We start from the raw sequence: 13,025 nt of genomic DNA, 5'->3' as shown, positions 1-13,025 counted from the left end.
GGGCCTGATTTCAGGCCCCTTCTTGATTCTAGGAGGGTACGATGACGTTTGATTTTTATTATTTACTGACATTTATGGCAGTGGGCATGGTGGGCAGCTTGTTTTTCCGATTGTTTCAATTTAAAAAACGAGGAGGCGCAGTCATCTATGCCTTTCAGGCGGACAAGAAGCAGCGTATGATTTTATCGGTCATGTTTGTTGCCTTAACCGTTTTTTACTTTTACTATGAGATGACGCGTATGGGTACAAGCTGGCAAACGGGATTGCTTAGCGTATTGCCTTTTTGGGCACTTTGGTGGGTTTATTTTGGTGTGTATATAACACAGACCCCCAAGATCCGCGAGCATGGAATCCAGGCGGCAACAACGTATTTTGACTACGACAAGGTTATTGAAATGCACATGGAGCCAGGACGCAAGACGGGTACGTCTCGTTTGCACCTTGTAGCTGAGACGAAAAAAGGGCGAAGACGTGACGTGTATTTGAGCGTAGTGGGCGATCGGTCACGTGTTGAAACGGAATTAAAAAGGTTTGGATTTTTAAAGTCAAAAAAGAAAAAGAAGAAAAAATAGGAGGTCATATGCGAATATTTGATAGTCACGCGCATTTGGATTCAAAACGATTCGATGAAGATCGCCAGCAATTGTTGCTTGACCTACCCGCCCGAGAAGTGACTGGGGTGGTGAATGCTTCTGTGAATGTAGAGAATGCCAAAGCGGTATTAGCTTTGTGCGAAAAAACAGTCTACCTTTACGCAGCTGTGGGAATTTATCCCCACGAGACTCACCTCGCGAAGACGGGTGATCTTGAGAAATTGGAAGAATTAGCCAATCATCCCAAGGCGGTTGCCATCGGTGAAATTGGACTTGATTATTATTGGGACCAATCGCCAAAAGAAGTACAGAAGAAGTGGTTTATCGATCAACTTCGCTTGGCAAAACGATTGGGTATGCCAGTGAATATTCATTGTCGAGACGCCCACGGAGATATGGTAGAAATTCTAAAGGCGGAGCAGGACGGACGTTTAAAAGGAATTTTGCATAGCTTTTCCGGTAGCGTTGAGGTCATGGAGGAATATCTAAAACTGGGATTTTATATTTCAATGCCTGGTACAGTGACTTTCAAAAATGCCAAGAAAGTCAAAGAAGCTGCAATCCGGGTTCCGTTGGATCGCTTATTGGTGGAAACGGATGCGCCCTATCAAACCCCGGAACCTTTTAGAGGGAAACGAAACGATCCGGCAAAGGTACGGTTTATTATTCAGGAAATTGCACGGCTTCGTGGCTTGGATCCCATTGAAATTGGACGGATCACGGATGAAAATGCAAGACGAATTTATGGAATTGAGGAAGAGTAGATGATTCAAGAAGTAATTGTGGTGGAGGGTAAGGATGATGTTTCCGCTGTCAAAAAGGCTGTGGCGTGTCAGATTATTTCAACCAGTGGATTTGGGTATCCAGAAGACCTGTTTGATCGAATTCGGCAAGCACAGAAGCGCTGTGGCGTCATTATTTTGACGGACCCGGATTATGCGGGTGAACGGATTCGAAACGAAATAGCCAAACAAGTGCCAGGATGCAAGCATGCCTTTATTCCACGGGAGGCGGCGACGCACAAGGGCAATATTGGTGTCGAGAATGCATCGGTTGCGGCGATCAGAAAGGCTCTTGAAACCTGTCGGACAGAGCGGGAAGGCGTGGATCGCTATGTTCAAACCGATATGATTCAATTGGGTTTGTGTGGCGGCAAGGGGTCCAAAGATCTGCGGATCAGGGTGGGCCGCCTGCTGGGACTTGGCTATGGAAATACCTTGCAGTTTATGCGCCGATTGAATCATTTTGATATTACAGATGAGGAACTTAAATCCGCGATAAAGGAGGCGACCCATGAAAGAGAGACTATATAAGACATCGGTGATGCGGGAGGTCTTGGGCCGACACGGCTTTCACTTTTCCAAGAGCCTGGGCCAGAATTTTTTAATTGACGGATCGGTATTGGATCAGATTGCCGAGGGCGCTGAATTGACCGAGAAGGATGTGGTTCTAGAAGTTGGTCCTGGAATTGGTGTCTTGACCCAGGTCCTATGCGAACGAGCTGGCCGGGTAGTTGCCGTAGAGATTGATCGGGGACTCTTGCCAGTATTAGAGGAAACCCTTGAAGACTATGACAATGTGGAAGTGGTACATGGCGATATTTTGAAATTGAATTTGCCTCAATTGTTTGAAGAAAAGTTATCGGGTGCCCAGGTTAAAGTTGTGGCAAACCTGCCATACTATATTACGACACCGATTATTATGAACTTTTTTGAACAAAAACTGCCGGTGGAGCGCATTGTTGTTATGGTACAAAAGGAAGTGGCGGATCGGATGCAAGCAGTACCGTCTACCAAGGCCTATGGGACCCTTTCTATTGCGGTCCAATACTACGCAGAGGCTAAAATTGTAACGACGGTATCCTCGAATTCCTTTTTCCCATCACCGAATGTGGATTCAGCCGTGATTGCCTTGGTTCGTCGAGAAAAGCCGGCAGTGGATGTAAAGGATGAGGAGATGTTCTTTCGTGTTGTTAAAGCGGGCTTTGCCCAACGGAGAAAGACCCTACCGAACACCTTATCTTCGACAATGGGGATTGAGAAGGACCTTCTGCGACAAGCCTTGGCAGCGGCGGAGATTGATCCCAAGCGAAGGGGAGAGTCTTTGTCCCTCGAGGAATTTGGCCGACTGGCTGACGCCATTGGTGAGGTTTTGGCATGATGAAGATTGTTGTTTCAGAAAGAAGAGACCCCGCCTTTCATCTGGCCTTGGAAGAAATTTTCTTTTTTGAAGCCGATTGTAAGAGTCTCTTGTTTCTGTACCGGAATTCACCCTCTGTGATTATAGGCAAGCACCAAAATCCTTGGATTGAAGCAAATTTGGCTTATGCTCAAGCAAAAGCCATTCCTGTACTTAGACGGATTTCTGGTGGGGGTTGTGTGGTTCATGACGAGGGCAATATTAATTACAGCTTGATTTTGAAGGATGTACCCAGTAAAACGGTTGATTTTCCCTTGCTTTACGGGTCGGTTTTACAGGGTCTTCGAGCAATGGGTTTGGATATTCAAACCTCCGATCGGAATGATTTTCGCATTGACGGGAAAAAGATATCTGGATCTGCGCAATATATGCGGCGCGATACGACCTTGTTTCATGGGACCCTGCTCTTTGATTCAGATCTGGATCGGATTCATCGATTACTGGACAGAGACAGTGGGGTGGAATTTGAAAGCTTTGCTTCCCCTTCTGTTCCGTCGCCTATTGTAAATTTATCAGAGTATCTGCCTGAGACGACCACAAAGCTTTTTCTGGAGCGTTGGATTCAAGGAATTATGGATTCGACACCCTGTAAAATGTGGCAGCCGGATGGTGATCTTATAGAGAAGGCGGAGGCTTTGGCGGAGGAGAAATACAGAACCTGGGAATGGAATCGGGGAATGACTCCACCCTTTACCGTAAAATGGGAGAATCATGAAATAAAGGTTAAAAGCGGAAAAATTTTGCAGCTTTCTGATTGTTTTGATCAAAGCGGGGTAGGAAAATCAGTGCCGGATGATATTCTCCGTTGGATGAAAGAACAAAATATTAGTTGACAAAGATACCCGATCGGGGTATATTATTTGTACAAGAAAAAAGGAGGCGTTATCATGGAAAAAGTGATCGTTTATTCAACAAACACATGCCCACATTGTGTGGCAGCAAAGGATTATTTAAAATTGAACAATGTAGAATATGAAGAGAAAAACGTGCAAACAGATATGGAGGCACGCAAGGAATTGATGGCAAAAGGCCATATGGGCGTACCTGTATTGGTGATTGGTGAAGAAGAAGTCGTTGGATTTGACAAGGCACGAATTGATCAATTGCTCGGACTATAAAACACCATCCGCAGAGTAAGTGAAGCGGAGGCATCCACGGAACGGAAAAAAATTTAAATTTTAAAGAGGATTGGGTTCGATTTAAATACGGACACAATTCTTTTTTTATTGCGCGATGATGGTAAAAAATTGATCAATAAAAAAGGCACCTGACAGAGTCGATAGAGATCGAATCTGTCGGGTGCCTTTTATACAGAAAGCGAGTGATGTAATACGCAGGTATTACTTCAGATGATCCTAGTAAGAGGGGGGGTTACAAAGGATGTTTTTCTTCTGAAAATTCTACGATTTTACATGCGCAAGCGCAGTCTTTTGATCCACTATAGGGACAACCGATACATACTGAGCCTTTGTGCTTTTCATGGATTATCTTTGAAATAGACAAGCCAAGAATGGTGATAATCAGTATTCCCGTGAGTATATTAGTCATTTGATCCTCCTAGGCTGCTGTTTTTAGTGACTCTTCTTCTGTCATACTTCCCTTGCGTGCGAGATGCAAGAGAAAGCCGAGAAATGCAGAGACGCCAATCAATCCTGGGATGAAGCCAGTGCCGAATAAACCTGTTGTAAAAAGGGTTCCCAATTGATAGACAAAGAATGCGACAACATAACCCATTCCAAACTGAAATCCGATTCCTCCCCAAAGCCATTTTCGACTTTCCATTTCAGCGTTCATGGCTCCAATCGCTGCAAAGCATGGCGGAGTAAAGAGGTTGAATACGAGATAGGACAGTGCGGCTGCTGAGCTCAATCCCATGATATTTGCGACGCTTGCACCTCCTGAAATCAGGGCTTTGGCTTCGGGATCGATGAAATTTGTAATTGAATAGACGACAGCCAGGGTTCCGACTACGTTCTCTTTTGCAATAAATCCAGTAATGGCTGCCGCTGCCAATTGCCATGCACCGAAACCCAAGGGGATCATTAAGATGGCAAAGGGAGAGGCGATACTGGCTAGAATACTTGTGTTGGCTGCACCCTCAGCAACCACCTGTAATTTCCAATTGAAGGTTTGCATAATTTGTATGGCGGCATTGCAGAGCAAGATGATGGTACCCGCTTTTACGATAAAGGATTTTGCCCTGGATAGCATAGAAATGCTTGCCCTTTTTATGCTTGGAAATCGATAATCAGGCAACTCTACGATAAAAAAGGATTTCGTGTGTTTTTCACCAGTAATTCGCATGACGAGTAAGGCACCGAAAACAATAATGGCAATTCCCAAAAAATACATCAAGGTTCCAACCCAGGCTGCATCATTAAAGAATATGCCGGCAAACAAAGCGATCACGGGCAGTTTTGCTCCACAAGGCATAAAGGGTGTCAGCATAGCCGTGGTTCTTCTTTGGCGTGTATTGCGAATGGTTCTTGTTGCCATAATACCTGGAATGGCACAACCGGTTCCGATAATCATCGGAATAATTGATTTTCCAGATAAGCCGACCCGTTTGAAAAAGCGATCCATAACAACGGCGACTCTTGCCATATAACCGCAGTCTTCAAGCAGAGCAAGTAAGAAAAAGAGGACCATGATGAGGGGAAGAAATCCGACAACTGCACCAACACCACCGATTATGCCATCCAGTAGGAGGGCGCGTAAAACCGGTGACACCCCTTCGCCAAGCATTCCAGCGACCGAAGTGTAGAGAGAATCAATCAATCCAGCAAGGAGGTCTGCTAGCAAGGGGCCCAAATGTGTTTGAGAGATGGAAAAGACAGACCACATGACGACAGCGAAGATGGGAAGGCCAAACCATTTATGGGCAATAAATCGATCGGCGGCATCCTGTTTCGTTTGACGGTTATTCTTTTTTTCTTGAATTTCAACCTTTGAAACGAGCGTATTCACAAATGCGTATCGGTTTTTGTCTGCAAGTTCTCGGTCTTCTTTATGTAAGAGCGTGGTAAGATTGCTTGTAAAAGGAGGAGCTGGAGTCTTTCCTTTAATCGCAGCTGCGGTTGAAATTAATGATGCCAGTCCATTATCTTTTGATTTTATTGCGATCGTTTCAACAACGGGACAAGCCAAGGCTTTAGCCAGCTCTGCCACGCGGATTTCTTTTTCTTTTTTTGCAAGTAAGTCGGTTTTGTTGAGAGCTAAAACAAGAGGTATTCCCAGTTCAAGGAGTTGTGTTGTGAAAAATAAACCACGGCTTAGGTTGGTTGCATCGACAATGTTTATAATAATATCGGGCGCTTCTTCTAAAATAAAGTCCCGGGTTATTGATTCTTCGGATGTAAAAGGAGAGAGGGAATAAGCACCAGGTAGATCAACGATGGTAAGATCTTCATGTGTAGGATTGTATTGTTTTCTTAGAGGACTTTCTTTTTTTTCGATGGTAACACCAGCCCAGTTACCAATTTTCTCAAGTTTACCGGTAAGCGCGTTATATAGGCTTGTTTTACCGCTGTTTGGATTTCCTGCAAGTGCAATTTTCATATTTTTCTCCTTTATGTTCTCCCAATGCTTTGGATGGGAGGTAAATAATTGATGATGTACTGTATGTATGGTGAGGGAGTGCAATTGAATAGTTGAAAGTCTCACTTATTCAAGGTGAATGACTTCAGCTAATTCTTGATCAATGTTGTATCGCGCATCTTTGATTAAGATGACATAGCTTTCGGATAAAATTGAGACTACGGTAATGGTTTCTCCTCGATAACAACCGAGGGTGAGTAGGAAATCCTTGAGTTCCTGATCGTTTGTTTGAATTTCTTTGATTTGATAAGGTGTATTAGTTAATGAATGGGATATGTTTTTTACGGTTTGGCTAGCACGAGTATGTTTACTTAAGGTGATCGGCAAATGAACAGGTAAATTGATGGTAGAATGTGTCGTCATAGAGGGCCTCCAGATCAATGGGATATTTGAGAATGATTCTCAATGGACTTGAAAAAAGATGACCTTCCTAAGAAAGCCAAGGTGGTGAACAAGATTGTGAACAAGTTCTCAATAAGAATGATAATCATTCTCAATTAGAATGTCAAGTTTTTCTTATGCTTTTTTCAAAAAAAATCCTCTACCCAAAAAAGGGATGGAGGATTTAGTGTAAGATTCGATATAATTGACCGGGTCGATCGGGGTAAATACCAAAGCGTGGCAAAGCAAGTGGGTTGCATCCTGCTTGTACATAGCCTTTTTTGGTTGTAAAACCAAGACGGACAGATAAATCTTGAAGGACTGATTGGAATCGCTCATCATTCTTTCCGTAGGGGTATGCGTATGCGTCAAAATCGTTTGCACTTTTTATTCCTTTGATTTCTAAATACTGCAAAGAGAGATCTGTATCCCACATCAGGTTTTCTGTCAGAAGTTCGCTCAAGTCACCATGCTCGTAAGCAAAGGTGTGGAGTGCATGGCTATGGGAATGAAAGGTGAAAACATCTTTCATCATGCTTGTATCCGATGAAGATAAGCGTTCTTCATCTTGGGAATCTTCTTTTAAAAAACTGGTAACTAAAAAAGATTCTGCATGAAAACCATGTTTTTTTAGCACGGGATAGGCGAGCTTATAATCGCTTTCATAACCGTCATCAAAGGTAATGACAATGGAATTTTTGGGCGCGGGTGTTTCTCCGCTAATATGTTTTTGGAGTTGTTCGAGGGTAATGGTTTGATATCCAGCTTGATCAATCATGTCCATTTGCTTTTTGAATTCCCCAATAGACATAATCGCATCGTTTTTTTCCATAGCTTCATAAGCGCGATCAGATACCAGTTGGTGGTAAAGTAAAACAGGAACACCCTCTATTGGTTTTCGTTCTGCTAGGCCGAAGAAAACAGAAACGGCAAGCAGAAGAGCAATTATGATTTTTCGTGTTTTATTTCGTTTCATTTTCTTCCTCCTTTGGTTATTGTACCATATTGAGAATAACCTGCAATTGAGAATTGCATGCACCTTATATTCATTGCGATCTCTCAATAATCCTTGTTGATCATGGGAAAACAGGGTATATTCGACCATAAGGGGGAAAGAACAATGAGTACAAACCGGTATAATGAAGGGAAAAGAGTATTATGGATCGCAATTGTGATTAATATAATATTGGGTGTCGCAAAGGTTCTTGTCGGCATATTTGCACATTCAAGGGCTGTTTTGGCAGATGGTATCCATACCTTTTCGGATATTGCCTCTAGCATTGGTTTGCTGGTGGGTTTTTTTATCGCAAAAAAGCCGGCCGATGAAAAACATCGGTACGGTCATGAACGTGCAGAATCCATTGCTGCATTTGTTTTGTCGCTTTTGGTTGTTGCTGTGGGTGTAAATATTGGATATGGTGCAGTGAAGAGCCTGTGGATGGGTCAGCTGGAGACGCCGGGCGTCTTGGCTGTTTGGATCACGGTTTTATCGATCGCTGTGAAAGAGTGGCAGTATCGCTATACGATGAAGGCTGGAAAACGCCTTAAATCTTCGGCGCTTCAGGCTGATGCTTGGCATCATCGAAGCGATGCACTTTCATCTCTTGGTGCTCTAATTGGGGTTTTAGGGAGCCGATTTGGTTTGTTGTGGATGGATTCGGCTGCTGGCATTGTGGTTGCAGTAATTGTTGTGAAGACCGGGATTGAAATTTTGATCCATGGCATCGATGAATTGATGGATGCTTCTCTTCCAGAAGAGGAGTTGGATATCTTAAGACGGGTGATTAATAGCTCTCGAGTTCAAGCTGAATTGACTCAAATTCAATCTCGACGTATTTCTGCCGGCTGTTATCTAGATCTCACCATTCAAGTCGATGGGGAAATCAGTGTGGATGCGGGTCATACCATAGCAGATCAGGTTGAAGAACTCGCCATGCATACCTATGAAGATGTCTTGGGGATTACGGTTCATGTGGAGCCGGATCATCATTGAGGAATATGAAGAAATTGTAAAAAAATTGGAAAAATGCTTGAACTACCCCTTGGGGGTATAATATGATAAAGACACAAAAGGGAGGCGATGAAAATTTTAGGACCAACATTAGATATTACCTTGTGGGTGGCATTTGCAGCGGGGGCAGCTTCCTTTTTAACACCCTGTCTCTTGCCATTGGTTCCCGCGTACTTGATGTATATTTCAGAAACCACGGATTTAGAAAATCGGTCTCGAAAGAAGATTATGATAAGAACCCTAGGCTTTGTCATTGGATTTACTCTTATCTTTATGACACTCGGTATGTCTGCATCCATGATTGGGCGATTGATGAATCGATATCAATTTATTTTCAATCTGATTAGTGGCGGACTAATTATTGTATTTGGTTTGTATATGTTGGGTTTAATTAGTCCCAATTTTCTAAATCGGGAGAAAAAGGCAAAGGCACCAAAGAAAATCAAGAGCTGGTTTTCGGCAGTCTTGATGGGCATGGCCTTTGCTGCGGGCTGGACCCCTTGCTTTGGACCGATACTGGGTGCAATTTTAGTAACTGCTGGCGGAGAAGCAACGGCTTCTCAGGGTGCATTCTTGCTTTTTGTGTATTCCTTGGGTATGGCGGTTCCATTTTTCTTAACGGCCTGGTTCATTGGTGTTGCAGATCGGTGGATTGCAAGCTCTGAGCATTTTGTTTTGATTCTTCGAAAGATTGGGGGAGCCGTTCTTGTGGTCTTTGGAATCTTGATTATGACAGGGAAATTAGTTGTCATCAGCCAATGGCTGGTGGAATGGATGAATTAGGAGGGTAATCATGAATAAAAAGAAGCTCTTATTTGGAGGCTTGTTAATACTCGCTCTCGTTGTTGTTGGATGCAGTCCAGCGGTGGATAAAGAGGCGGAAGCAATTGCACCAGAGGCTATGGAAGCTACTGAAACAGTGACAGAAACACCGCCAGCGGAACCGGAAGTTGATCCGGATCAAGAAACGGCGGATCCAGAAGAAACAGAAGAACTGGTTCTTGAGTATTTGGATGATTTTATATTTGAAGATGCTCAAGGAAACGAGGTTCGAATGAGTGATTATGCAGGCAAGATGGTCGTATTGGATTATTGGGCAACTAGTTGTGGATATTGTATTAAAGAGATGCCGGATCTTGCTCGCATTCATGCGGACTATGAAGATGTAGTGATTATTTCTGTCAGCATTGGCGACTCAGCAAAGAGTCTGCAAAAATACATCGACGGAGAAGCGGATAAAGGAATTGTCTATGAGCATGATTTGGTTTTAGATGTGAATAACTCCGCCTGGGTATTTAATGTGACGGGGACACCGACCAAGGTTTATGTAGGACCAAACCGAGAGTTCATTGGGGCAGTGCCCGGCGCAGCTGAGTATGAGGACAATGTAGCAACGATTGAACGCGTCTTTGAAATTCTAGATGAAATTGAAGTGGAACTCTATTGACAAATAGGAGAAAAAGGTTTGACATGGGTAAAACATCATGATACGATTAATCCCGACCAAATTACTAGGAATGGAGGTTCCAAAATGAATGTAAATTTAACGCAATCAGCGTCTGACGCGCTGAAAAAGATTTTAGCAGCAAAAGAGTCAGATAAGCCAGTTCGCTTGTATGTAGCGGGATTTGGATGTAGCGGCCCTAGCTTTGGCCTCGCGTTTGATGATAAGAAAGAAGACGATCTTGAGGCGAATGCAAATGAAATTGATTTCATTATGCAAACTGAATTGTTTGAGCAATATGGCGATTTTACAATTGAGTATGTTGATGAAGATGCGAGAAAAGGATTTATCTTGACTCCATCGGTTCAACCGGAAAGTGGATGTTCTTCTTGTGGAGGCAGCTGCGCAGTATAAAAAGTAAGGGTTCCCAATTTGGGAGCCTTTTTTTATATGTTGAAAAAACGAATGAATGGGTAAAAATTGAGAAGAAGTGTTGACAAAGTTTGTTTGAATTGATAAGATTAGCATACCTATAAGGGGTATACGGAGGTGAGAAGATGAAAGTACATGCAACCCAAGCAGCTCTGGAAGAATTAAAAAGGATTATGGAGCAAAAGGATACATTGGATCAAACTTTGCGCCTATATGTCTCAGGCTTTGGCTGATCGGGACCGCGTTTTGGCATTGCTCTGGATGAGCAAACGGATGAGGATCATGTAGATGATAGCAGTGAAGTGAAATTTATTGTTTCGAAAGAGTTATTGGATCAATTTGGCGAATTTCGCGTTGATTTTTCCGATAGTTGGCTTCGAAAAGGATTTGTTGTTGAACCTTCTAATTTTGAAGGTGGCGGCAGCTGTTAAAAAAACCCGACCTAGGTCGGGTTTTTTTTTTACGAGATAAGTATATGTATCAAGCAGTTGGGTGGAGGCTTGCACTTGCTTACAGTACTGATTTTTCCTTAGAAACCGAACGTAAGAAAACGTAAGGTCATTATCTGATAATTTCCGATAGAATAAACATAACGATAAAATAGGAGGGAAAGATGAAAAGAAAAGTTATCATTTTTACGCTTATCATGCTACTTCTAGGGCAAACGACTTTTGCTGGTACAGCTACACCCCCACCCAATGTTGAACTGACAAAAAATCAAGAGCTTTTTTACAGTTGGCCATGTGAAAACCCCGAGGGAGATCCGATCAGCGGAATCACCTATTATCCCAAGGAAGAGGCCGTTTATGTGAGAATGTCGGCAGATAATGTGAGAGCTTTATCGCTGCCTGAAGCAAGGGGCATGGCTCCTGAGCTAGACCGTACGATTGCGGTATCAAGAACAGGATTGGTTTCTTCGGCAGCGTCGATCTTCTATCGGGATGGATACGTCTATGACTTTGAAGTTGACCAGGGTGAAGGATTCTTGTTAGCAGAGGGACAGGGACCCTATTTGATCGATGCGAGTGGAAATGGCATTCCGATTTCTAATTTTGGAGAGAATTGTTACGACTTCGAAGTGTTCGGCAATCAAATTGCTTGGATCGGAAGGACTAGTTCTCAAGACAGAGAAAGTCAACGAGACGGACTTCTTGAAGTACAAGGAGAATATCGATTTGCTGTTTTACCAGATGTTTTTAATGATACGGTCCTAGAAATTGATCGTGTTATGCCACTAGGATTTGTCGATCCAGTCGTTTTTGATTTCTCTGCCGATGGTTCGGAAATTATTGCCGCTGGATATGAGAAGAGTAATGAATTTCAATTGTTCTCTCAACTGAATCAAAGAAAATTGTACATTGAAACGTTACCAATTATCGCACAACCACTTGTTTCTCGTGATCATTTATTCAGCCTTGAAAGAAATCCTGTGGAAGCCCCTCGATTTGAAGTGAAAGTGGACGGCTATGGAGAGGACCTTCAAAGTCTACTAATCGGTGATATGTATACGACAGAAGAACATATTGTTGTTATTATTCTTGAGTCGAATCAAAGACGTGTTTTCCTTCAGCGATATAGCTATGATGGAAAGCGGGTTGATCAAATCGAAACGACTAATTCTGCCCGTTGGATTTCTCCTGGGCCTAATGGATCGACTTTGTATTTACAGAATCGATTTGTAGGCTTACAAGAACCGATTAGAGATGAATTAAGATTAATAGGACCTAGTCAAATATTTATTGAACTCATTCAAATGAACTGGGATGAAAAAGCCGAAGGATCTGGCGGTATGCGTCCGGTCATTGCGGAAAGAACCTTTGGCGGCCAAACATTTGCACGATTTACAGACAAGAAGTTTGGCTTGTTAAAGCAAGTGGAAGAAGAAACGGGAATCGTTGATTATCGAGCGCCATTGAAAGCGCAAACCAATGATTTACGTCTTCAGATCCCATATTGTGATTTGCTGGCCAAGGCAGGTATGGGTGCAAGAAATTTGATGATTAGCTATCAGGGGCAAGAGCTTGGTATTCCCTTTGACCTCTTATTGAGCCTAAGCGTGGATGAAATGCCATGTCAGGATGATGCAACCATTGAAATTCATTTACAAATTGATGAGGAAGGAAATATTTCTTATACCATCGAACTTTTTGTGGTGGAGCAAGTCGATGGTATGACAAAAGTCGTGCATAGAAAAAGGATACAATAAAGAATCGTCATCGATCTAACAGACAAAGGGTTCTCTTCGGAGAGCCCTTTTCATTTTGCTGACGATTTGTCTGAAAGTGCTTACTGGAGAAGCGTTTTTATCTTTTGAAGGAGTAAGAAGTTCAATCAAGAAAGTTGGGTAACGCTTGACAGAAAAAGAAAA

16 protein-coding genes are annotated in these 13,025 nt (G+C 42.9%); 12 read left to right on the top strand and 4 right to left on the bottom strand.

The window, feature by feature from the left end; genetic code table 11:
• Positions 1–41 precede the first annotated feature (41 nt).
• From AC25CA_RS16205 to AC25CA_RS16180, 6 genes are read left to right on the top strand one after another with little or no spacing between them, the layout of a single operon-like run.
• On the top strand, positions 42–572 hold the full coding sequence (locus AC25CA_RS16205) for a hypothetical protein (RefSeq protein WP_486814887.1): 531 nt from the start codon (positions 42–44) through the stop codon (positions 570–572).
• An 8-nt stretch (positions 573–580) separates the two neighbouring features.
• Positions 581–1,357 (top strand): TatD family hydrolase, encoded by a 777-nt coding sequence (locus AC25CA_RS16200; RefSeq protein WP_486814886.1) that lies wholly within the window; start codon positions 581–583, stop codon positions 1,355–1,357.
• Positions 1,358–1,906 (top strand): ribonuclease M5, encoded by a 549-nt coding sequence (gene rnmV / locus AC25CA_RS16195; protein WP_486814885.1) that lies wholly within the window; start codon positions 1,358–1,360, stop codon positions 1,904–1,906.
• The gene (gene rsmA, locus AC25CA_RS16190; RefSeq protein WP_486814884.1) at positions 1,887–2,753 is read left to right on the top strand and encodes a 16S rRNA (adenine(1518)-N(6)/adenine(1519)-N(6))-dimethyltransferase RsmA; all 867 of its coding nucleotides are present in this window, start codon (positions 1,887–1,889) and stop codon (positions 2,751–2,753) included. Before rnmV ends, rsmA begins: the two co-directional genes overlap by 20 nt.
• Positions 2,750–3,625, top strand: a complete 876-nt coding sequence (locus AC25CA_RS16185; protein ID WP_486814883.1) for a lipoate--protein ligase family protein — start codon at positions 2,750–2,752, stop codon at positions 3,623–3,625. Before rsmA ends, AC25CA_RS16185 begins: the two co-directional genes overlap by 4 nt.
• Before the next feature lie 54 nt (positions 3,626–3,679).
• Positions 3,680–3,910 carry a glutaredoxin family protein gene (locus AC25CA_RS16180; RefSeq protein WP_486814882.1) on the top strand — a complete coding sequence of 77 codons (231 nt, stop codon included), beginning with the start codon at positions 3,680–3,682 and terminating at the stop codon, positions 3,908–3,910.
• A gap of 253 nt (positions 3,911–4,163) precedes the next feature.
• On the opposite strand, the gene AC25CA_RS16175 is transcribed toward AC25CA_RS16180, so the two are convergent.
• From AC25CA_RS16175 to AC25CA_RS16160, 4 genes are all read right to left on the bottom strand, one after another.
• On the bottom strand, positions 4,164–4,340 hold the full coding sequence (locus tag AC25CA_RS16175; protein ID WP_486814881.1) for a hypothetical protein: 177 nt from the start codon (positions 4,338–4,340) through the stop codon (positions 4,164–4,166).
• A gap of 9 nt (positions 4,341–4,349) precedes the next feature.
• On the bottom strand, positions 4,350–6,350 hold the full coding sequence (gene feoB / locus AC25CA_RS16170) for a ferrous iron transporter B (RefSeq protein ID WP_486814880.1): 2,001 nt from the start codon (positions 6,348–6,350) through the stop codon (positions 4,350–4,352).
• Between the two features lie 105 nt (positions 6,351–6,455).
• Positions 6,456–6,752: a FeoA family protein gene (locus AC25CA_RS16165; RefSeq protein ID WP_486814879.1), complete on the bottom strand. Its 297-nt coding sequence runs from the start codon at positions 6,750–6,752 to the stop codon at positions 6,456–6,458.
• 202 nt (positions 6,753–6,954) lie between these two features.
• Positions 6,955–7,746, bottom strand: a complete 792-nt coding sequence (locus AC25CA_RS16160) for a polysaccharide deacetylase family protein (protein WP_486814878.1) — start codon at positions 7,744–7,746, stop codon at positions 6,955–6,957.
• 144 nt (positions 7,747–7,890) lie between these two features.
• Here AC25CA_RS16160 and AC25CA_RS16155 point away from each other — a divergent pair, with 144 nt between their 5' ends.
• The 6 genes from AC25CA_RS16155 to AC25CA_RS16130 all read left to right on the top strand — a co-directional run bounded on the left by AC25CA_RS16155 (position 7,891) and on the right by AC25CA_RS16130 (position 12,863).
• Positions 7,891–8,763 (top strand): cation diffusion facilitator family transporter, encoded by an 873-nt coding sequence (locus AC25CA_RS16155; protein ID WP_486814877.1) that lies wholly within the window; start codon positions 7,891–7,893, stop codon positions 8,761–8,763.
• An 87-nt stretch (positions 8,764–8,850) separates the two neighbouring features.
• On the top strand, positions 8,851–9,564 hold the full coding sequence (locus AC25CA_RS16150) for a cytochrome c biogenesis CcdA family protein (RefSeq protein WP_486814876.1): 714 nt from the start codon (positions 8,851–8,853) through the stop codon (positions 9,562–9,564).
• Between the two features lie 10 nt (positions 9,565–9,574).
• The gene (locus AC25CA_RS16145) at positions 9,575–10,228 is read left to right on the top strand and encodes a TlpA family protein disulfide reductase (RefSeq protein ID WP_486814875.1); all 654 of its coding nucleotides are present in this window, start codon (positions 9,575–9,577) and stop codon (positions 10,226–10,228) included.
• Between the two features lie 84 nt (positions 10,229–10,312).
• Positions 10,313–10,639, top strand: coding sequence for an iron-sulfur cluster biosynthesis family protein (locus tag AC25CA_RS16140; RefSeq protein WP_486814874.1), 327 nt, complete (start codon positions 10,313–10,315; stop codon positions 10,637–10,639).
• Between the two features lie 320 nt (positions 10,640–10,959).
• Entirely contained in the window at positions 10,960–11,088 is a 129-nt protein-coding gene (locus AC25CA_RS16135) for a hypothetical protein (protein ID WP_486814873.1), read from the top strand.
• Between the two features lie 182 nt (positions 11,089–11,270).
• Positions 11,271–12,863, top strand: coding sequence for a hypothetical protein (locus AC25CA_RS16130; RefSeq protein WP_486814872.1), 1,593 nt, complete (start codon positions 11,271–11,273; stop codon positions 12,861–12,863).
• The last annotated feature ends 162 nt before the right edge of the window (positions 12,864–13,025 follow it).

The sequence above is a fragment of the Gottschalkiaceae bacterium SANA genome (assembly GCA_036323355.1).
Taxonomy (GTDB): domain Bacteria; phylum Bacillota; class Clostridia; order Tissierellales; family GPF-1; genus GPF-1.
The sequence above is the reverse complement of the archived record's forward strand: the minus strand, read 5'-3'. Positions and strand labels throughout refer to the sequence as shown.

What these genes read in the sequence shown, in the direction of transcription:
- AC25CA_RS16205 (WP_486814887.1), top strand. Translation starts at nt 42, where the DNA reads ATGACGTTTGATTTTTATTATTTACTGACATTTATGGCAGTGGGCATG.
- AC25CA_RS16200 (WP_486814886.1), top strand. Translation starts at nt 581, where the DNA reads ATGCGAATATTTGATAGTCACGCGCATTTGGATTCAAAACGATTCGAT.
- rnmV (WP_486814885.1), top strand. Translation starts at nt 1,358, where the DNA reads ATGATTCAAGAAGTAATTGTGGTGGAGGGTAAGGATGATGTTTCCGCT.
- rsmA (WP_486814884.1), top strand. Translation starts at nt 1,887, where the DNA reads ATGAAAGAGAGACTATATAAGACATCGGTGATGCGGGAGGTCTTGGGC.
- AC25CA_RS16185 (WP_486814883.1), top strand. Translation starts at nt 2,750, where the DNA reads ATGATGAAGATTGTTGTTTCAGAAAGAAGAGACCCCGCCTTTCATCTG.
- AC25CA_RS16180 (WP_486814882.1), top strand. Translation starts at nt 3,680, where the DNA reads ATGGAAAAAGTGATCGTTTATTCAACAAACACATGCCCACATTGTGTG.
- AC25CA_RS16175 (WP_486814881.1), bottom strand. Translation starts at nt 4,340, where the DNA reads ATGACTAATATACTCACGGGAATACTGATTATCACCATTCTTGGCTTG.
- feoB (WP_486814880.1), bottom strand. Translation starts at nt 6,350, where the DNA reads ATGAAAATTGCACTTGCAGGAAATCCAAACAGCGGTAAAACAAGCCTA.
- AC25CA_RS16165 (WP_486814879.1), bottom strand. Translation starts at nt 6,752, where the DNA reads ATGACGACACATTCTACCATCAATTTACCTGTTCATTTGCCGATCACC.
- AC25CA_RS16160 (WP_486814878.1), bottom strand. Translation starts at nt 7,746, where the DNA reads ATGAAACGAAATAAAACACGAAAAATCATAATTGCTCTTCTGCTTGCC.
- AC25CA_RS16155 (WP_486814877.1), top strand. Translation starts at nt 7,891, where the DNA reads ATGAGTACAAACCGGTATAATGAAGGGAAAAGAGTATTATGGATCGCA.
- AC25CA_RS16150 (WP_486814876.1), top strand. Translation starts at nt 8,851, where the DNA reads ATGAAAATTTTAGGACCAACATTAGATATTACCTTGTGGGTGGCATTT.
- AC25CA_RS16145 (WP_486814875.1), top strand. Translation starts at nt 9,575, where the DNA reads ATGAATAAAAAGAAGCTCTTATTTGGAGGCTTGTTAATACTCGCTCTC.
- AC25CA_RS16140 (WP_486814874.1), top strand. Translation starts at nt 10,313, where the DNA reads ATGAATGTAAATTTAACGCAATCAGCGTCTGACGCGCTGAAAAAGATT.
- AC25CA_RS16130 (WP_486814872.1), top strand. Translation starts at nt 11,271, where the DNA reads ATGAAAAGAAAAGTTATCATTTTTACGCTTATCATGCTACTTCTAGGG.